The organism is Chryseobacterium sp. DT-167, assembly GCF_058310155.1.
On the sequence record NZ_JBZEEQ010000007.1, the window covers coordinates 1 to 19,195 of the forward strand.

18 protein-coding genes and 1 pseudogene are annotated in these 19,195 nt (G+C 34.5%); 6 read left to right on the forward strand and 13 right to left on the reverse strand.

All coding sequences use genetic code 11. The annotated features are described in order from the left end of the window. The first annotated feature begins 217 nt into the window (after positions 1–217). Entirely contained in the window at positions 218–604 is a 387-nt protein-coding gene (locus AC4FQ5_RS10595; protein ID WP_491143109.1) for an HU family DNA-binding protein, read from the forward strand. Between the two features lie 310 nt (positions 605–914). Here AC4FQ5_RS10595 and AC4FQ5_RS10600 read toward each other — a convergent pair whose 3' ends face one another. The 3 genes from AC4FQ5_RS10600 to AC4FQ5_RS10610 form a co-directional block, all read right to left on the reverse strand. Then, positions 915–1,325, reverse strand: coding sequence for a hypothetical protein (locus AC4FQ5_RS10600; RefSeq protein WP_491143111.1), 411 nt, complete (start codon positions 1,323–1,325; stop codon positions 915–917). Positions 1,326–1,729: 404 nt separating this feature from the next. Further along, positions 1,730–2,449: a hypothetical protein gene (locus AC4FQ5_RS10605; protein WP_491143113.1), complete on the reverse strand. Its 720-nt coding sequence runs from the start codon at positions 2,447–2,449 to the stop codon at positions 1,730–1,732. Between the two features lie 59 nt (positions 2,450–2,508). Then, on the reverse strand, positions 2,509–3,495 hold the full coding sequence (locus tag AC4FQ5_RS10610) for a hypothetical protein (protein WP_491143115.1): 987 nt from the start codon (positions 3,493–3,495) through the stop codon (positions 2,509–2,511). 113 nt (positions 3,496–3,608) lie between these two features. On the opposite strand from AC4FQ5_RS10610, the gene AC4FQ5_RS10615 reads away from it, so the two are divergent. Beyond that, entirely contained in the window at positions 3,609–4,001 is a 393-nt protein-coding gene (locus AC4FQ5_RS10615) for a helix-turn-helix domain-containing protein (RefSeq protein ID WP_491143117.1), read from the forward strand. A 211-nt stretch (positions 4,002–4,212) separates the two neighbouring features. Here the strand turns inward: AC4FQ5_RS10615 and AC4FQ5_RS10620 are convergent. From AC4FQ5_RS10620 to era, 3 genes and pseudogenes are all read right to left on the reverse strand, one after another. Further along, positions 4,213–6,614: pseudogene (locus tag AC4FQ5_RS10620) on the reverse strand (alpha/beta hydrolase family protein). Positions 6,615–6,774: 160 nt separating this feature from the next. Continuing rightward, entirely contained in the window at positions 6,775–7,203 is a 429-nt protein-coding gene (locus tag AC4FQ5_RS10625; protein WP_300346215.1) for a DoxX family protein, read from the reverse strand. Positions 7,204–7,269: 66 nt separating this feature from the next. Continuing rightward, entirely contained in the window at positions 7,270–8,145 is an 876-nt protein-coding gene (gene era / locus AC4FQ5_RS10630) for a GTPase Era (protein WP_263001893.1), read from the reverse strand. A gap of 242 nt (positions 8,146–8,387) precedes the next feature. Between era and AC4FQ5_RS10635 the strand changes: the two genes are divergently transcribed. The 3 genes from AC4FQ5_RS10635 (at position 8,388) to AC4FQ5_RS10645 (ending at position 10,277) form a co-directional block, all read left to right on the forward strand. Beyond that, positions 8,388–8,951, forward strand: coding sequence for a Crp/Fnr family transcriptional regulator (locus tag AC4FQ5_RS10635; protein WP_491143119.1), 564 nt, complete (start codon positions 8,388–8,390; stop codon positions 8,949–8,951). 202 nt (positions 8,952–9,153) lie between these two features. Continuing rightward, entirely contained in the window at positions 9,154–9,480 is a 327-nt protein-coding gene (locus AC4FQ5_RS10640; protein ID WP_491143121.1) for a DMT family transporter, read from the forward strand. Positions 9,481–9,572: 92 nt separating this feature from the next. Then, the gene (locus AC4FQ5_RS10645) at positions 9,573–10,277 is read left to right on the forward strand and encodes a T9SS type A sorting domain-containing protein (protein ID WP_491143122.1); all 705 of its coding nucleotides are present in this window, start codon (positions 9,573–9,575) and stop codon (positions 10,275–10,277) included. A 49-nt stretch (positions 10,278–10,326) separates the two neighbouring features. On the opposite strand, the gene AC4FQ5_RS10650 is transcribed toward AC4FQ5_RS10645, so the two are convergent. The 5 genes from AC4FQ5_RS10650 to gpmI all read right to left on the reverse strand — a co-directional run bounded on the left by AC4FQ5_RS10650 (position 10,327) and on the right by gpmI (position 15,257). Beyond that, positions 10,327–11,094: a class I SAM-dependent methyltransferase gene (locus AC4FQ5_RS10650; RefSeq protein WP_491143124.1), complete on the reverse strand. Its 768-nt coding sequence runs from the start codon at positions 11,092–11,094 to the stop codon at positions 10,327–10,329. Continuing rightward, positions 11,094–11,903: a type I methionyl aminopeptidase gene (map, locus tag AC4FQ5_RS10655; protein ID WP_491143125.1), complete on the reverse strand. Its 810-nt coding sequence runs from the start codon at positions 11,901–11,903 to the stop codon at positions 11,094–11,096. Before map ends, AC4FQ5_RS10650 begins: the two co-directional genes overlap by 1 nt. Positions 11,904–12,058: 155 nt before the next feature. Beyond that, positions 12,059–12,490, reverse strand: a complete 432-nt coding sequence (locus AC4FQ5_RS10660) for a BT0820 family HAD-type phosphatase (RefSeq protein ID WP_300346229.1) — start codon at positions 12,488–12,490, stop codon at positions 12,059–12,061. A gap of 96 nt (positions 12,491–12,586) precedes the next feature. Beyond that, a complete protein-coding gene (locus AC4FQ5_RS10665) occupies positions 12,587–13,564 on the reverse strand; it encodes an acyl-ACP desaturase (RefSeq protein WP_491143127.1) in 978 nt (325 codons plus the stop codon). 151 nt (positions 13,565–13,715) lie between these two features. Then, the gene (gpmI, locus tag AC4FQ5_RS10670) at positions 13,716–15,257 is read right to left on the reverse strand and encodes a 2,3-bisphosphoglycerate-independent phosphoglycerate mutase (RefSeq protein WP_491143129.1); all 1,542 of its coding nucleotides are present in this window, start codon (positions 15,255–15,257) and stop codon (positions 13,716–13,718) included. A 412-nt stretch (positions 15,258–15,669) separates the two neighbouring features. On the opposite strand from gpmI, the gene AC4FQ5_RS10675 reads away from it, so the two are divergent. Then, complete coding sequence (locus AC4FQ5_RS10675) at positions 15,670–15,993, forward strand: translation initiation factor (RefSeq protein ID WP_491143131.1); 324 nt, start codon at positions 15,670–15,672, stop codon at positions 15,991–15,993. Positions 15,994–15,995: 2 nt separating this feature from the next. Here AC4FQ5_RS10675 and AC4FQ5_RS10680 read toward each other — a convergent pair whose 3' ends face one another. Next, complete coding sequence (locus tag AC4FQ5_RS10680) at positions 15,996–16,895, reverse strand: leucine-rich repeat domain-containing protein (protein WP_491143133.1); 900 nt, start codon at positions 16,893–16,895, stop codon at positions 15,996–15,998. A gap of 56 nt (positions 16,896–16,951) precedes the next feature. Next, positions 16,952–19,093, reverse strand: a complete 2,142-nt coding sequence (locus AC4FQ5_RS10685) for an alkaline phosphatase PhoX (protein ID WP_491143135.1) — start codon at positions 19,091–19,093, stop codon at positions 16,952–16,954. Positions 19,094–19,195 lie beyond the last annotated feature (102 nt).

Genomic DNA, 19,195 nt, shown 5'->3' on the forward strand with positions numbered 1-19,195 from the left:
CTGTAGCTTTTTTCTTTACCCTAACTTCTCTTTATTATTAATTAAATTTATTGTTTTGCAAACATAGGATGACAAACAAAACTCTAAATAAATTGACTACCTAACAAAATAAGTTTTTCGACCTAATAGAAAACTATGCATAGTATATTAAAAATAATTACACTTAATTCAATAAAACAGTATATTTGATGTGATTAACTTATAAAAACACAACAATATGCCAGTACAGTATTCGTTAAGCGAAAAAGGAAATCCTTCTGATCAAACAATTCCAAAAAAATTCTATGCCAATGCAAAGTCTACAGGGGAAGTCACCTTCCGTAGTCTGAGTAAAGAAATTGCAGGTGGCTCTACTACAGTAAGCGACACCGATGTTTTAGCAGTTTTGAATGATTTGACGAAAGCTCTTGCCAAGCATTTTTCAGAAGGAAGAATTGTAAGATTTGGAGATTTCGGGTCTTTCAGTATCTCGCTGAGTAGTGAAGGCGCAGAAACTGCGGAGCAATTTAATTCTTCAATGATTAAAGGGGCAAAAATAGCGTTTCGACCAGGAATTGATCTCAAAGAAATGCTTGCTATTATGAAGTTTGAAAAAGCTAAGTAAGCATTTTTAAAAAGCAGGCGTGCTTTTAGAAATTGCCCGCCTGCTTTTTCTAAAAGCTCTCGACCTTTTGTACAAATCGTCGGGAGCTTTTGATATAATCCTTTAGTGGAGTTTTAGGTAAGCATTAGAACAATAAAAAAACCGCAGAAATTCTGCGGTTTTTGTTTTTAATCATTTATTTTTTTCAAACGTTTATATATCTTAAAAATCAAAAAAATGATTAATACTAAAAATAGAAATAAAACACTTTGCCAGATTATTAATCCACTCCCACTTTGTATTATATTATATTCCATTTTACATAATAAAATTATTCTATTGGCATTCCTAGATTTTTGTAATAAATACCATTTATTAGAAAGTAACCTCCTCCGAAATTAAAACCTTTTTTATCTTTAAACAGATTTTCAACAGTACGAATAGAACCTTTATTTTTTTTGCTATTTTTTATTTTTCTGACCAAAAACCCATATGATTCTACTTTACATTCATTACATTTTATAACTGTTCCTATGTGTGGAATAGTGTCATATTTAAATCCATTTCTTTTATTATACTTAATATTTTCTTTATTGAATAAAGTAATATAGTATTCATTTTTATTATCAGATTTTCTCAATAAAGTAGAATCACTTTTTTTTATTTCTAAAATTTGCGAATAAATATTAATACTCGTAATTAATAGAAACATTAATATAGTATATTTTTTTATAACTCCCATAACCAATAATTTGTATTAAACAAATCCTATTTATCTATTATTGTCCTAAATATGTAATCTGATTTATAGAGATAAAAAAAACGTTTTTGCTCTTTAACTATTATGAAAATTATTTTCCTGCTAGGAGAATCTTTTTTGATTATATTATACAATTCTTTTCTAGAAGAGGTTTTTTGATTATAATTTGTTTTTTTTATAATATTTGAACTTCCATATTGGAATCTTTTATAAGTTTTATTATTTATACATATATCAAAATAATTAATTTGACCTTTCTTATTATAATGTCGATCAATTGAATCATCATATCTTATGTATACTGTGTCAACTTTTTTTTGTGAAAACAAATTAAAGTATAGTGACAGAAATAAAAATATTAAAAATTTTACTTTCATAACTTATATTTATGGACAATTATATAACGCTGTATTATACCAACTAGAATATGTACTGTTTATGTTATTTTGTTGAGAAGTAGATAATTGATTCCATCTTTCAGTTCCTTGAAGACCTTGCCAAGCAATTGCCTCAGCTTGTGCATCACTTAAAGTATTATCAATTTGTTTTAGATAGTTCTTCATTATTCCAATATAATGAGCAGCCATTTGTTCATGTTGCATATTATTGACTCCATATCTTCGAAAATAATCATAAATCCCAGGATAATTATGTGCTGTTAACATATTTGTAAGTTCGGTCAGATTTATTTGACCATTACTTGTTGAAGCTAAAGATAATAAAATCCTGAACATTTCCGCATGTATAATTTCATGCATAAAAGTTCTTGCGATATCAATACTTGGTCTATTTAGGTTATCTGAATTGATAGTAATTGTTATCCAATATCCTAGAGGTGTAGACGTTTCAGCATTATTAGCTGGATCGATTGGTTTTAAATCGAATAAAAGATGAGCAGTTGAAAACCTGCCATCAAAATTCTTTAAATATTGATTAAAATTTGCTGACGTTTTTGCTTTATTGTATATACAGTTAACTAATGCATTATTTTTAAATCTAGTTGTAGGTTTTACTCTATTTGGGTCTGCCCAATCTTCCAATAACTCGTTTTGTAGAGTATTGTTTAATATTGGTTCTTCTATAAACCAGTTTTGAAACTCTGCCAAAGTAACATTTTGGTTTTGATGAAGAAAGTTAATTGACCATTTTACAAAGTTACCGGCTTCTAAGCTTTGGTTATTGCTCGTGAAATAGTTGATGAAATATGTGTAGACTTCTGCATTGTATGGCTGATTGATCCAAGATTGTAGTGCAGGAGAAAGTTGGGAAATAATTTGATTAAATTTAAAATGTTCTGCTGATAAATTTGGCAAAGTAGGTGTACCACCCAGTTGCCCCTGCGCTCCTTCCACAGTATTGGGATCTGTAGGGTTGGTTTCTGCTCCTGAAGAGCTACCGCCATCCACAGGCTCTCCGCCACCTGTAGGTGCACTAGGAGAAGATGGTGTAGGAACCCATCCGCTACTTGGCGCACCCGGTTCCGGAGGGCAAACCAAAATCTCAATGGTATACATCTTGGGAAGACCGCTTCCTGTACAGGTACAATTGCCCCATTCACCGATATTACCTTCCCCATGTACGCCAGACAGCACGCTTGGTAAACCTGCTGACTCTCATAAGAACAGCCGGAACTTTTTACATTAGCCTGATAATAAGTTCCTTTAGCAACTTCTACCGTTGTGGTTTTACCCTCAAGATCAATACCGTTGCCGAGACTTAGCTCGTGCCAATCGTTCTGCGTAAGATTGTACGTTTTTACTAATTCTTTGTAGGTTCCGTCCGGCTCTAGACTTAAAATCAAATTTTCTACAGGTGCATCTGCGGAAGCATTTTCTCTGTTGATCTTAAATGTGTAGGTATGATAAGGACCATATTCTATATATACCACATCATCGGTATCTATGGAAACTCCATTACCATAATTCAGTGTTTTTCCAAAGGTATTTGGGGTAAGCTTCTTAAACTCTTCCTCTGCCTTTTCCAATTCTGGAAGAAGTTTCGCTTTTTGCTTAGATTCGTTAAGCGAAATCCTTTTTGAAGTGAGCTGAAATGCGTTCGTATTGTTGTAGGTTTCTTTCTCGGGGAACTGATCTGTTCTACAGCTTAATAGAAATGCCAATGCCAAAAGCATCAGGAAACTGATTTTTTTCATATTTGTTGTTTTTTAATTATTTAACAATGCAATATTAAAACATTTTCAGAAATCTTTACACAACTTTTTCGGAAAAAATATTACTTTTGTACTAATAATTACAATCTTTAGTTATGGACACCATGGAAGTTATCATTGAAAAAATAAAAGAATACCGCAAGAAAAAAGGCTTTTCGCACGAAAATATGGCAGAAGAATTGCACATCAGCCAGGCTGCCTACAGCAAAATAGAAAAGAACGAAACCAAACTTACCGTAGACAGATTGTATCAGATCGCAGAAATTCTGGAAGCTCCTGTTTATGAATTGTTAGATGCAAATCCTAATAACATTTATAATCAGCAGAATTTTTATGATGCTTCAGTTGGTTATCAGGATATTCAAAATCTCTATCAGGAGAACAAAGATAAAACAGAAAAGATAGAATCTCTGTACGAAGAAAGACTGAAAGACAAAGATAAGATGATCCAGCAATTGCAAAACATCATCAACACTCTAAAAAAGTAAATATTAAAACCTCGCCTAGATTGAGCGAGGTTTTATTATTTACTTACTGTACATATTTCAGTCTTAATACTAAATGATCAGCAGTATTTTTGTCATTCCGATAGAAAATTAAACTACTTAATTTTCAATATCTTGAGATTCCTCCGGAATGGCAAACAGACTGTTTAAAACTAATTATAATTAATTACGGACATTCAATTATCTTTAATATTTATTTCTTCAGACATTTCTCCAGAAACTGATCCTGTTCCCAAAGAAGATGAAGAATATTTTCTTTGGCAACATAGCCGTGAGCTTCTTTGGGAAGAAGAACCATCTTCACAGGAGCTCCCAGATTTTTCAAAGCCTGAAAGTATCTTTCGGTCTGTAAAGTAAATGTTCCCGGATTGTTGTCTGCATCACCGTGAATCAGAAGCAATGGTGTTTTCATTTTATCGGCATTCATAAACGGTGACATCGTGTTATAAATTTCCGGAACATCCCAGTAATTTCTCTGTTCGCTCTGGAAACCAAACGGGGTCAAAGTTCTGTTGTAGGCTCCACTTCTGGCAATTCCGCATGCGTAATCTTTAGAATGTGTTAAAAGATTGGCAGTCATAAATGCACCATAAGAATGTCCACCAACTGCGACTTTATTTCTGTCGATGTAACCCAACTGATCAACTGCATCGATGGCAGCTTTTCCGTTGGCAACCAATTGAGGAATAAAGGTATCATTAGGTTCTGTTTTACCTTCACCGATGATCGGGAATGCGGCATCGTCAAGAACTGCATATCCCTTCGATGTCCAATACACGAAAGATCCGTAATATGGAAAAGTAAAATCGTTCGGGTTTTGCGTGTTCTGCCCTGCCGTATTTTTATCTTTATATTCTGTAGGATACGCCCAGATCAGCAAAGGAAGTTTTTCTTTTTTTACTTTTCTGTCATAGTTAGCGGGAAGATAAAGGGTACCAGTCAAAGTAACGCCATCATTTCTTTTGTACGTAATGACTTCTTTGTAAACATCTTTAATGCTTTCAAACGGATTGGCAAAATTGGTTACTGCTTCAGCTTTGTTAGATTTTATATTTTTCTTAAAATAATTCGGGTACTGACTTGCAGACTGCTGAATCGTCAATACTTCTCCTTTTGCAGGATTGATGATATCGATGATTTCTTCTTTTGCACCTTTCAGATTTGATGTGTAGAGTCTTTTCTTTTTTAAAGATTTCATATCCATTTCATCAATGAAAGGATGTTGACCTTCTTTGGTAAATCCGGCTCCGATAAGATAGGCTTTGTCTCCTTTCATGTCAAAACATATCTTCCGAAATCATTTTTTGTGGTATTGAAACTCCCCGGATCGCTGTAAACATCCTGATAATTTCTGTCTTCTATGGTCTGTGATTTTCCGTCATTCAAATCTATCAGATAAGATTTTGTATTTCTTGTATCGTACCAGCCTTCGGAAACAATGGCGTAATGATTATTTGTCCAGCTGGTTCCTTCGTATCTTTGCTTTGTTTTAAAGAAAGACTTTGGCTGAGTAGTAAACGGAGCTTCCCATGTGAAAATTTCATCTCTGAAATCAACCGTTTTTGATTGATCTCCACCATCAAGAGCTTCTGCGAAAACCAAAGTTGCAGGCTGATCTGCTCTCCAGCTCATATCTCTTTTTCCAGTTCTTACAGACGAAAATCCTTTTGGCATAATTTCATTCAGCGGAACTTCATTCACCACTTTAATTAAATTTCCTTTTGCATCATAAACAGTAGCTGTTGATGGGAATCTGTTGAGTGGAACAATATAGGAAAATGGTTTTTTAATGGTTGTCAGCATGACATAGCTTCCGTCCGGAGAATAGCTGATTCCTGCAAACAGATCCTGATCCTTAAACTTTTTAATATTGCCGTTCAGGTCTGCATGATGTAATTCTGAAGCGGTAAGAATTTCAAAATTCTTTTCATCCTGCGGATTTTTAAGCAAATCCTGATAGGTTCTGTTTTGCGAAACTTTTCCGTCAGAGGTAGAGACAATCGGTCCTGTAGGCAGATCTTTGGAAGCATCCGTCAGTTTTGGTCTGTTTTCAGGAAGTACTTTAATCAAAAAGCTCTGAGAATCTTTCATCCAGCTGTAAGGATTTCCCAGATTTGCATTAAGATTGTCTCTGGTAATCTTTTTTGCAGTGGCAGTTTCCAGATCAATCACCCACAGCTCAACTCCTTTTTCTGTGGTGTTGGTAAATGCCAGTTTTTTTTCGTCCGGTGAAAAAGAAGTGTTGGTAATTTTAGGATTCGAAGGAAGACCTTTTACCTGAACTTCGGTTTTATCATTCATCTTTCTTACTTTAAGATTGTAAGCGTATGATGTCGAACTTGAAATGTTGGTAACCGGATTGATTCTTAATCCGCCTAATTTCATTTCCTGCTGATTGAGATCATCCAAAGTTTTGTACGTTGGTCGGTAAGTGAAAACAATCCAGTCTTTCTTTGAATTGGTCATTACACTTGGCGGTCTTTCGTAATCTGCAAGTTTCAGAATTTCGGCAGATGGCTTTTGGTATGAAATATTTTCCTGAGCTTCATAGAGATTGAGAAACGCAAGAAGACAGATGGTTAATTTGATCTTCATTATCTTTTTGATTTGTCACGAATTTAATGAAAAGTATTTAATTGTAAAAGACAGCGAAAATTGTAAACTCAAAACCGAAGATTAAATGACTTTTAAAAAACAAAAAAAAGCAGTAAAAAAATTACTGCTCAATATATTATTTTAAAGATAAAAATCTAAATTACCATTCTGAAGCTCTTCTTCTCTTTTCGATCATGCCGTCAATAGAAAATCTGCCTGCTCCCAAAACTACAATAAGAAAATAAATGCTCAGGTAAAGGAAACTCATTTCTCTCTTATCAAATCCATCCGAACCATGAACTACAAAACCAGCAACAATCATCGTAAACATCAGAAATCCCACTGCAATTCTCGTAAACAATCCCAATATCAGAAAGATTGAACAAACGAATTCCGCAAAAACTGTAAGACCCAATGATATTTTTGGTCCCAAACCCAGAAAATCAAAAAACTTGATATCTCCTCCTTCCAATAACATCTGCAGTTTCGGAAAACCGTGAGACAACATGGCAAATCCCACAAATAATCTCACAATTAATAATACAACGTCTATGAGTACCAGATTAGTTTTTGAATTAAAATAGGTCATTGATTGAATATTTACATTAAAGATAAGAAAAACTTCTTATACAACGATGAGTATTGACTTTTTAGTCTATCTGTATCCGAAATTCTTCAGATCTCTGTCGTTTTTTCTCCAGTCTTTTTTTACTTTCACAAAGAGATTCAGGTGTATTTTTTTTGCGAAAAATTTCTCCAGATCTATTCTTGCTTCAGTTCCTACTTTTTTGATTGCCTCACCTTTATGACCAATGATAATTCCTTTCTGTGTATCTCTTTCTACATAAATGATAGAATCAATAAAAATAATTCCTTCATTTTCTTTGAACATTTCTGTCACCACTTCCACAGAATATGGAATTTCTTTCTCATAATTTAAAAGAATTTTCTCACGAATTGCTTCGTTTACAAAAAATCTTTCAGGCTTATCAGTGTACATATCTTTGTCATAATAAGCCGGGCTTTCCGGTAACATTGATTTTAATTTTGGTAAAATAACATCAATATTAAAAGCATTCAAAGCAGAAATGGGAAGAATTTCAGCTTTAGGAATTCTTTCGTGCCATTCTGTGGCTATTTTTTCAAGACCTTCCTGATTGGTCTGGTCAATCTTATTCAATAATAATAAAACCGGAACCGGAATTTTGTTTAATTTCTCAATCAAAAATTCTGACTGTTCTGATTTATCGGTAACGTCTACAATGAAAAGAAAAACGTCTGCATCTTGTAGAGAATCTTTCACAAAATCCATCATTTTTTCCTGCAAACCGTATTTAGGATCCAAAACTCCCGGAGTATCAGAAAATACGATCTGTAAATCTTCTTCATTATAAATTCCGAAAATTCTATGTCTTGTTGTCTGTGCCTTTTGTGTTACAATTGCCAGTTTCTCACCCATCAATTGATTCAGAAGGGTAGATTTTCCGGCGTTTGGCTTTCCAACGATATTTACAAATCCTGCTTTATGCATATAAAAAAATTAAGTCGCTTTTATTACGATCTGCAAAGTTAGTAAAACAAAATCGGTCTTACGATCAATATTAAAAATTAGATGCGGAAAAAAGTCTATTTTTGATTGAAAATAATGCTTAACTGCATGATTAAATAAGATTTCTTGGAAAGATGTGTTTCATTAATTTAAAGAAGTTTTAATTTTCACGTAATACCTAGAACTCATTTTTCACAGATAACTTTTAAAAATTTGATTTCTTTATGAATATTAACGAGATTATTGACCGCATCTACCCTCTTCCGATGGCTTCAAAGGAAAGTCTGAAACAATTTATTACAGAAATCAATCATCCAAAAAGTTTTTGTTTAATGGAATCCAACAAAGTAATCCCACAAATTTATTTTTTAAAAAAAGGAATTGCACGAGCTTATGCTTCGACAGAAAATAATGACATTACTTTCTGGTTTGGAACGGAAGGCGAACCAATCGTTTCGATGAAAAGTTATGTTGATGAAAAACCAGGGTATGAAAGTATTGAACTTCTTGAAGATTGCGAACTGTATCAATTAGAAACAAAAAAATTGAAGCATTTATTTAATGAAGACATTCATATTGCCAATTGGGGAAGAAAATTTGCTGAACGAGAATTAGTAAAAACCGAAGAATTGATTATTTCCAGACAATACAAAACTGCTCTTGAGCGATACAAAGATTTGCTGAGAGAAAAACCATATCTGTTACAGAGAGTACAGTTAGGACATATTGCTTCTTATTTGGGAATTACTCAAGTTAGCTTAAGCAGAATTCGGGCTGAAATAAAGTGATTTTTTTAAACTCTCGCTGATTATGCTGATAAAGCAGATTTATTTTTTTAATCTGCTTAATTTGCGAGATAAATATTTCTATTTTAATTTAAATTTTTACTCAAAATAAAATCTAATCATCTCTTAAGATTAATTTATTTTTTATCATTTGTAAAATTTAAAACAAAACAAAATCCTCAACTTTGCAGCATAAATTAATTATATGAACTGGATTATTTTAATCATTGCTGGATTGTTCGAAGTAGGTTTTGCATCTTGTTTAGGAAAAGTAAAAGAAACTTCGGGAAACGAAATGTATCTTTGGTTTGGAGGTTTTCTGGCTTGTCTTACAATCAGTATGCTTTTGCTTATTAAGTCTACCGAAACATTGCCAATAGGAACAGCTTATGCAGTCTGGACGGGAATTGGTGCTGTAGGAACTGCTTTAGTCGGAATTTTAATTTTCAAAGATCCTGTAACTTTTTGGAGAATGTTTTTTATCTGTACATTGATTGGTTCTGTGATCGGTTTGAAGACTGTTTCTCATTGATCAATAATTTTCTATGAAGATATTTTAATCAAACTTAATATTTATCACCTCTTACGGAATAGTTTTAATTTGTATCTTTAAAATAAAATTTTATGAAAAAAACTCTACTCTTTTTTGCCTTTTTTAGCAATTTTATCTCAGCTCAAAATGCTGAACTTTTTAGTAACAATTGGTACATTTCACAGATGGTTATCAATAATCAAACTACGGTAAGTCCGATTATGCAGGTTTCTATAGGGACGTCATTGTTTAGTAATAATGGAGGTACTTATAATTTTAATTCGTCTTATTACAATACAGCTGGATCTACAATTACATTCAACACAGTGACAGATAGCTTTACAAGACAAGGAGGTGGTTGTACTTTAGCGGTTTATAATGGTACAAATGCTGCTGCAGCTCAAGCATATGATCAGAAAAATTGCGATTTTTATTTTAATACAACTTCAGGTTCAATTTTTAATTATCAGATAGTAAACAACGGGACTTCAAAAACATTGATTATTACAAACCCTACTACTGGAAATAAGATATATTATAACAATTCATTTTTGGGAACGAACGATAATATCATTAAAAAAAGTATTAAAATCTACCCTAATCCTGTAAAAGATTTTTTAACAATAGAAAATATTGAAAGAAATTTAAATCTGAAAATATATGAAATGTCCGGAAAATTGGTTTACGAAACATTGACTTCTGACAAATCTGTAAAAGTTGATGTGAGTCAGTTTCAAAAAGGTCAATATATTTTGATGATTGAAAATTTCAAACCTGAACTTTTTATAAAAGATTAATTTTAAAAATCTTAAACAAAAAAACGTCTTCACAGTTGAAGACGTTTTTTTATTTTTTATAAACCACGGGTAATATCTCGTTGTGATTGAGTCCGTATTTTAAAATTTCTGCATCACTAAATTGTTTAGAATAAAAATTGGGTTCAGTCTCAAAACCTGCCTTTCTCAAACGGTCAAAATAATCCATTCCGTACCAACGAACGTGGTCGTACTGACCAAAGTGTTTCTGACGTTCTTTCGGATCTTTTATAGTGAAATCTTCGTAGGTCTTCTCCAAAGAATTTTTCATCGGAACCTGAATAATTCCCCAACCACCGGGTTTCAGAACACGGTACAATTCTCTCATTGCTTTAGAATCGTCTTCAATATGCTCTAAAACGTGATTACAAAAAATCACATCAAAACTGTCATTCTCAAAAGGCAAATCTAAAATATCGGCTTTCACATCTACAATCGGTGAATATAAATCTGCCGAAATGTAATTGAGATTGCTCATTCGCTTAAATTTTCTCAGAAATTCCTGTTCCGGAGCAATGTGAAGAACTTTAGAATTTTTAATGAAAAAATCGGTTTCATTTTGAAGATACAGCCACATTTGGCGGTGTCTTTCCAAACTTAAAGTTCCGGGTGACAGAGCATTTTCTCTTTGTTTTCCGTAACCGTAAGGCAAAAATTTCCGGTAAGATCTTCCGTCAATCGGATCAAAAAACTGATCTCCTTTAAAGAACTGATAAATCAGCGGTCGCGCCCAGACACTCATCTGGATAAGCATCGGACGAGGGATTTTATTTAATAAAAACTTAGTCAGCTTTTTCATTAAAATTCCATTTGGAATGGCTTTTCTTCATCGCTTTTGATTCCTAAAGCTTCATAAACATATTTAAAGGTAGAAAGTAACACAGGCTTTCCGTTGATTACCGCTACATCATGCTCAAAATGTGCTGAAGTAAGGTTGTCAAGAGTCGTAACCGTCCAACCGTCATTGTGGAATTTCACTTTTTCAGTTCCCATATTCACCATTGGTTCGATTGCAATCGTCAAACCATCTTTGATGATTTTGCCGCTTCCCTGTCTTCCGTAATTGGGAACCTGAGGATCTTCATGCATTTTTCTACCAACTCCATGACCTACCAATTCTCTTACAACACCATAACCTTCTTTCTCGCAATGCAACTGAATCGCATGAGAAATATCTCCGATTCTTTTTCCTCTCACACATTGTTCGATTCCTTTGTATAGAGACTCTTTGGTTACTTTAAGCAGTTTTTTGATTTCGGGTTTTACTTCACCAATCTCAAAAGTATAAGCGTGATCACCTACGAAACCATTCAAAACAGCTCCGCAATCAACAGAAAGCACATCACCTTCTTTGATTTCTTCTTTGCTTGGGAAACCGTGAACAACTTGTTCGTTAGGCGAAATACACAACGAATACGGAAAACCTCCATATCCTAAAAATGCAGGTTCTGCACCGTGATCTTTGATAAAATCGTGAGCTAATTTATCTAAATATAAAGTGGTAATTCCCGGTTTGATTTCTTTTGCCAACATTCCTAATGTGCGCGAAACCAACTGGGCACTTTCTCTCATCAGACGAAGCTCGTCTATCGTTTTTAATTGAATCATTTTTAAAATAGATGTTAGATTATAGATATTAGAAGTAAGACTTACAACTTTGTGGATATTTAGTTTTATAAAAAACCTCAATCATCTATATTCTTATGATAAAATTAAAAGTTGTATTGAAACTAATTACTAACTTCTAATTTCTAATTATTTTTCTACCAGAAAAGTCCTTTTTTCTTTTCTTTTTTAAGTTTTGAATATGCTAAAACCTCTTTTCCTTCAACACGGAATTCTATCCTTTCGTTGATGATGTTGTAAATTTCACCCCATCCCGGAAATCCGCCAAGATTTCTGTCGTCAATAAACCAATCTGCATCAAGTTTTCTTGATTGCGTTTCGCTATCGAAGACTTCTCCTTCAAAACTAGAATTAATGGCATAGAACTCCACTCCGTTTTTTCTGCAGAATTCTACCGCTTCATCAAGAGTTTTGCCATGTCTGTATGTCCACAAAATCAGTCTATATCCTTGAGCCTGGAGTTTCTTCAGTGTTTCAAATGCGAAGATCTTTGCTTTCCCAATTCCGGGATAAGCATCATCCACAATTGTTCCGTCAAAATCTACAGCAATTTTTTTGTTACTAACCATTTTGTTCTTTTTTAGCTTGGCAAAGATAATAAATAATTAAAGAGTGCCGAAAAAACATCCGGCACTCCTACTTATAATTAAATGTTAAATTGGAAACTAATGTTTTACCCAGCTAAACTGAAACTGAAGATCGGGTGTAGAAACCCTGTCTGTAATCTTCTGCAGTCTCGATGGTAACTTCATCAGATATTCCTGAGCTTTTTCAGCTTTTTCGGTAAGACCTGTTATATGCTCGATTTTCCATTCATCTAACAAATCTTTCATGATATTAATGTAATCCTGACCTGTGTACACCATACATCTTTGTGCCGCATCTGAAAAATGCCCCCAAAGTTCGCCGGCTTTTTGTCCGGATTGTCTCATCAAATGCGCAGGCATAACGATTTTCTTACGCATCATATCTTCGAAAGCCAAAATCATTTCCGAAGGATCGAGCTCAAGGATTTTTGCTACGAAATGTTTGTATGCTTTTGCATGTCTTGCTTCATCTGCAGCAATTACCCCACACATTTTTGCCAGTTTTCCGTTTCCGGACTGTTTTGCTAATGTTCCTACTCTTCTGTGAGATATATTGGTTGCGGTTTCCTGAAAACTTGTGTACACAAAGTTTCTGTAAGGATCCATACTGGTTCCCAAGTCAAATCCGTCGCTGATAAGATATTGTGTGGTAATCTCAACTTCTCTCATGTTGACTCTTCCGCACAGATAAAGGTATTTGTTTAATAGATCTCCGTGACGGTTTTCTTCACCTGTCCAGGATCTCACCCAATTTGCCCAGCCTACTTTCTCTTCCTGATCTACCCCATCAACACCCATTAACCATGATTCATATGATGGTAAAGCTTCTTCCGTAATACAGTCACCAATCAAAGTAACAAAGAGATCGTAAGGCATCTCACGTGCGAAAGTCTGAATTTCTTCTAAATCGTATTTAAAATCTTCACTTGAAGGGTCTGGTAAATAATCTGATGGCTGCCATATTTTTTCGATTGGTGTCAAAAATTTGTCAAGAAAAGAACCTACTTCCTTTTCTAAAATACCCATTACCTCTTTTCTTACGAGTTTATTGTACATTCTTAAATACGTTTATAATTTACAAAGATATTAATATTTTATTATTTGGAGCATAATATTCTATGTCTCTCATAGCATGTCTGACCAAAATCATAAAAAAAATACCGTCATCTTCAAAGACAACGGTATTTATATCATATTATTTTAAATTTTAACTGACCAAAATATCTCCGGTCATGATTGCAGGAATCTCAACTCCCATCACCGATAAAATTGTCGGAGCCATATCACCCAGCTTTCCTGGCTTCAAATTCCACTGATGGTCTTTATCCATCACAATTAAAGGAACTAAATTGGTTGAATGTTGTGTATTTGGCGATCCGTCCGGATTGATCATTACATCAGAATTTCCGTGATCTGCAAGAATAAAAACTGCATAACCATGTTCGTAAGCCGTTGTAGCAACCTGTTCGATACATTTATCCACAGTTTCGGCAGCTTTTACAGCAGCTTCAAAAACTCCTGTATGACCTACCATATCAGTATTTGCAAAATTTAAGCAAATAAAATCAGCGGTCTCGTTCTGTAACTCAGGGAGAATTGCATTTGTAATTTCATAGGCCGACATTTCAGGCTTCAGATCATAAGTCGGAACGTCTTTCGGACTCGGACAAAGCAATCTTTTTTCACCATGAAACTCTTCTTCTCGCCCTCCCGAAAAGAAAAATGTAACATGGGGATATTTTTCTGTTTCGGCGATTCTGATCTGGCTTTTTCCATTTCTTTCAAGGATCTCGCCCATTGTTTCTTTTAAAACTTCTTCATCAAAAACAACCTGTACGTTTTCGTACGTTTTATCGTAATTAGTCAAAGTAACATAGTGAAGATTTAGTTTTCGCATGAAATATTCCGGCATATCATGCTGACAAAGGACCTCGGTAATCTCCCGTCCTCTGTCTGTACGGAAATTGAAGCAAATCACAACATCATTATCTACAATTTTTCCGACAGGAACTTCGTTTCCGATCTGTGTTTCTTTAACTAAAATAATCGGTTTGATAAATTCATCCGTCACTCCTTCATTATAAGAATTCTGAATGACAGAAGCCGCATCCGTTGTTCTCTGTCCGATACCGCTTACCATCGCATCGTAAGCTAATTTTACACGTTCCCAACGCTTATCTCTGTCCATTGCGTAATATCTTCCGATCACCGTAGCCAAAGCACCTGTTGTTGTACTCATGTGATCCTGAAGTTCTTTGATAAATCCTAATCCGGAATGCGGATCACAATCTCTTCCGTCAGTAAATGCGTGAACATAAACATTTTCATGAAGTCCGTATTCACTTGCAGCAGTCAGTAATCCTTTTAAATGATTGATATGTGAATGTACTCCACCATTGGAAACCAGCCCGATAAAATGTATGTTTTTATTTTCTGTTTTGGCATAAGCAAAAGCTTCCTGAATGACTTCTTCATGACCCAAAGTTCCGTTTTCAACAGCCATATTGAGTTTTACCAGATTTTGATATACTACTCTTCCGGCACCCAAATTCATGTGACCAACTTCAGAATTTCCCATTTGTCCTAATGGAAGTCCGACTGCTAAACCACTTGCTTCTAAAGTGGTGTGAGGAAATTTTTGGTAACAGCTATCTATAAATGGTGTATTTGCTTGAGCTAATGCGGAAACTTCAGGATTTTGACCTAAACCCCAACCGTCAAGTATTGCCAGTATTGCTTTTTTTGACATTCTAATTTATTTTTTAACAAACAAATTTATCGATTTTGAAATGAATTGAAGAATTTGAGCAACTTAAATTTTTATTAAAAAATTTTGTCAGTTTTTCCGCAGATTTTTAATAATAATTAAAATTGAAGGGTATTTTTATGACGCAAATTTTTGATTATATTTTTAGCCGCTAATATCACGAATCTTTTTATAATCAAGTCTGAAACAAAGTTTGTCGTTCCGGTAGGAATCTGAGTTTATTTTGTAGAAATGCAATTTTTAGCCGCTAATATGACGAATATTTTTATAATCAAGTCTGAAACAAAGTTTGTCATTCCGTCAGGAATTTAAATATTCTTTATAGAGATGCTTTCAGCATGACAAAGATTCCTCTAATAGATTTTATATTTAAAATTATTATTAATTTTGCCGCATGGATTTACGTGATCAACTCAAAAACCTTTTTCCTGAGCATGAAGAGCAGGAATTTCAAATGCCTGAAGAGCAGTTTAAGCAAAAAGAACCTTTGGTTTGTAAGTTTGAGAAGAAAGGCAGAAACGGAAAACCAGTAACCATCGTTGAAGGTTGGCAAGGAAGTGAAGAAGATTTAAAGAAAATTTCTAAAAAAATAAAAACCACACTTGGAATAGGTGGTTCTGAAAAAGACGGAACGATCATTATACAAGGTGATAACCGTGATAAAATCATGAATATCCTGAAGGATATGGGTTTTAAAACAAAGAGAGTCGGCGGATAACTCTAAAAATAAATCTGCGTTTGCGGCATTAATTCTTTAAGCTTCTGAATGGTTTCCTTATCCATCGGATTTCCCGCTAAAATCAATGTTTTCAGATTTTTGAGCTGCTGAAATTCTTTCGGAAGATCTTTCAGCTGATTGTGCGCCAGATTCATACTGACAATGCCTTTTAAACCTTTTACTTTTGGAGAAATTTCTTTAAGGTTATTATTACTGACATTTAAAAATTCAAGGTTTTCTGCTTTGAATACATATTCGGAAAGCTTTACAATAGAATTTTGCTGAAGTTCAAGATATTTTATTTTTTTAGGGAATTTCACATCCGTTAAATCATTAATCTGATTGGCTGAAAGATTTAAATATCTTAAATTTTTAATTTTATCTAAATCCTGCGAAATAAAACTGATCTGATTGCTGCTAAGATTGATCTCCTCCAAAGCCGGGATTTCTAACAACGCCTCCGGGAAAACATTTAAATTATTGGCATCAAAATGTACCGTTTTCAGTTTTTGTAGTTGTACAAGGTTGGGATTTATTTTTGTAAGGCTGTTGAGATTCATCGAAAAAGTGTGAAGCTTTTTCAGTTTACCAATATCATCAGGAATAAATTTAATGCTGTTTGAATTGATATTTAAAATTTCCAATTCCTTTAAAGTAAAAATCTGCTGATCCATTTTTTCCAGATTATTCCCCATCAGGTTAAGGAAAAACAGAGAATTCATTTTAGATAAATCTGGTGGAATATTGAAAAGCCCTTTATCTCTAAAGCTCATACTATAAACCGTTTTGCCGCTTTTCAGAGCATCTTCAATTTCAGTATAAGTCGGATATTTTAAGGGATCAATCTGCGCGTTAATCTCGGAAAGCGAGAATAAAATGATGATGAAGAGTAATTTTTTCATAATAAAAAAAGCCGCCGGCAAAGAAAATGCCGGCAGCTGAGAAAGAAAATTAGTAATTATTTTCTAAGAATTTTCACGGTTTTCTGGAAGCCTTCAGCCTCTATATTTATCATCAAAACTCTTGTAGCCTGAAGCTGAGCTGTAAAATCTAGATCTAAAGATGAATTGCTTCCTGTAAATTTCTTCTGATAAACAATTTTACCATCCATACTGTAAGCAGTCACTTCAACATTTTTCAAAGCTTTCGGAGAATTGATTTTCACCAATCCTGATGTAGGATTCGGAGAAATAGTAACTTCCGTTTCTTTGATAGTTTCTGTAGTTCCCAATACTGCACTTGTTCCTAAAAACTGTTGTAATGCAACAACCATTGTTGCAGATTTCCCTTTGTAGTCAATCACGTTTCCTGTAGCGTCAATATCTGTATCAATTGTAGCATTTGGATGCTGAATTGAGAAGAATCCGAATTTATGATCCGGTGTGAATGTCAACCCAGTCGGCTCAGAACCTGCAGGCATTGAAGCGAACAATCTCACTTTAGGATTTGCCTCAGTATGATCCGGAGCAATTACCCAGATGTAGTTTTTACCACCGTCCTGAAGTACCCAAAGATTTCCTAATTCGTCAAACGTAAGATTGTCATTCCCATCGCCCCAAGTTTCTGTCTTAGTTCCCTGCGCTGTATTGAAAGAATATTGAGTTGTTAATCCTCCTGCAAAAACTTCTACCTGAGAAGCTGTCATTCCATTGTCCTGCAAACGGTATACTTTGTTTAAACCTTTGGCTGTAAAGTATATTTTCCCGTCCAGTGGACTGATTTCTACGTCTTCAACACCGTTGAATGCAGTACCTCCCAAAGATGATGCAAGAGCCTGCGTATTATTTTGATCTGCCTGTAGTTTATTAGGAACCTGTACCCATGTAGCAGTTGTACCAGTTGGGTTTCCACCAGAAAGAGGTTGATCTAATTTTAAAACATATAAATTTCCTGATGTAAGATCGTTTGGAGTATCCATCACATATTTGTACACTAAGTTTGTACCTCCATCTTCACCGTAATAAGCGATTGTTCCTGCATTGTTTACCACTACATTTTCATGATTCATCTTACCCATTTGCCAAAGCTTATCTTTAGTTCCTGAAGGATTGTGTGACATCACCTGTGCAGTAACAGGATCAATTTCTACCAACCATCCATAGTCATGGTTTCCATCCGCATTGGTGTCGTTTCCTGTTACAGCTTCTTCAGCAGTAACAATTGTTCCCCAAGGTGTAACACCGCCAGAACAGTTTCTGATGGTTTGAACCAAACTTGGTGCAGAAAAACTAACGCCTCTTGATTTCGTTAAAGCCCAAAGCTTTGTAGTTGTATTATAATTAATCTCTGCCATCGTTACTCCACCAGGACTGGTCTCGTGATTTACAGAAAGATATCCGTCTGTGCTGCTTGCATTTTTTGCCACGTAACCCGTGAAATCATTCAGTCCGCCAACAAGTCCGCCACCTTCTGTATAGGCATCACCTTCTTTCAAAATCATCTGAAATCTGTGTTCAGCAGGAATAATCAGTTTTGAAGTCTGCGCTGTGGGTACAATAGACGTAAAACAGCTGATGTGAGTTCCCGTACATGTAGTTGGTGGAACTGTAACCGTTGTTTTAAGATAAGCATCAATCGTCAAATCTGAACTTGTTGCACTTCTGTTATGTAATTCTATTGAAATTCTGTTGTTGCCCTGTACAAATTTATTTTTCGGAATTGAAAAAATATTGATTGCGGTTTCTGCTGCACCGTCAATCGTTGTACTTGAGAAATCTGCATGATTAACAACTCCAGTCGGCATATTATCTCTGATTACTTCTTCACCATTTAGATAAACAATAATACCGTCATCTCTTCTTATACCAAATTCCATAGTTGTGGTAAGATCAGCTAAGTTGACAGTAAAATCTTTCGTAAGATAAGCAGTGTCTACACCAGAAACGAAGTTTGTTGTTACAGGATCTCCGTAACCCAGAGGTCCGTTTCCTGATGACCATGCAGATGTGTTATAATTGGCATCTTTCCATGTGCTGGCAAGAGCTACGTCATTGTCATTAAATTTCCAAGATGATCCCAAAGGAAAAATCGTGGTTTGAGCCTGAAATGCTGTACTCGTCATCAAAACAAGTGCTGCAATTGTAAGTAGTTTTCTTTTCATTTATTAATACCTTTATTTTTTCATTGCAAAACTATCTTATTGTATCGAGCCCTCTGTTAATAGGGTTTTAATTAAATCTTCCCCAATATTAATTAATCTCAA

Coding starts and splice junctions, on each gene's coding strand:
- AC4FQ5_RS10595 (WP_491143109.1), top strand. CDS start 218: ATGCCAGTACAGTATTCGTTAAGCGAAAAAGGAAATCCTTCTGATCAA.
- AC4FQ5_RS10600 (WP_491143111.1), bottom strand. CDS start 1,325: ATGGGAGTTATAAAAAAATATACTATATTAATGTTTCTATTAATTACG.
- AC4FQ5_RS10610 (WP_491143115.1), bottom strand. CDS start 3,495: ATGAAAAAAATCAGTTTCCTGATGCTTTTGGCATTGGCATTTCTATTA.
- AC4FQ5_RS10615 (WP_491143117.1), top strand. CDS start 3,609: ATGGACACCATGGAAGTTATCATTGAAAAAATAAAAGAATACCGCAAG.
- AC4FQ5_RS10625 (WP_300346215.1), bottom strand. CDS start 7,203: ATGACCTATTTTAATTCAAAAACTAATCTGGTACTCATAGACGTTGTA.
- era (WP_263001893.1), bottom strand. CDS start 8,145: ATGCATAAAGCAGGATTTGTAAATATCGTTGGAAAGCCAAACGCCGGA.
- AC4FQ5_RS10635 (WP_491143119.1), top strand. CDS start 8,388: ATGAATATTAACGAGATTATTGACCGCATCTACCCTCTTCCGATGGCT.
- AC4FQ5_RS10640 (WP_491143121.1), top strand. CDS start 9,154: ATGAACTGGATTATTTTAATCATTGCTGGATTGTTCGAAGTAGGTTTT.
- AC4FQ5_RS10645 (WP_491143122.1), top strand. CDS start 9,573: ATGAAAAAAACTCTACTCTTTTTTGCCTTTTTTAGCAATTTTATCTCA.
- AC4FQ5_RS10650 (WP_491143124.1), bottom strand. CDS start 11,094: ATGAAAAAGCTGACTAAGTTTTTATTAAATAAAATCCCTCGTCCGATG.
- map (WP_491143125.1), bottom strand. CDS start 11,903: ATGATTCAATTAAAAACGATAGACGAGCTTCGTCTGATGAGAGAAAGT.
- AC4FQ5_RS10660 (WP_300346229.1), bottom strand. CDS start 12,490: ATGGTTAGTAACAAAAAAATTGCTGTAGATTTTGACGGAACAATTGTG.
- AC4FQ5_RS10665 (WP_491143127.1), bottom strand. CDS start 13,564: ATGTACAATAAACTCGTAAGAAAAGAGGTAATGGGTATTTTAGAAAAG.
- gpmI (WP_491143129.1), bottom strand. CDS start 15,257: ATGTCAAAAAAAGCAATACTGGCAATACTTGACGGTTGGGGTTTAGGT.
- AC4FQ5_RS10675 (WP_491143131.1), top strand. CDS start 15,670: ATGGATTTACGTGATCAACTCAAAAACCTTTTTCCTGAGCATGAAGAG.
- AC4FQ5_RS10680 (WP_491143133.1), bottom strand. CDS start 16,895: ATGAAAAAATTACTCTTCATCATCATTTTATTCTCGCTTTCCGAGATT.
- AC4FQ5_RS10685 (WP_491143135.1), bottom strand. CDS start 19,093: ATGAAAAGAAAACTACTTACAATTGCAGCACTTGTTTTGATGACGAGT.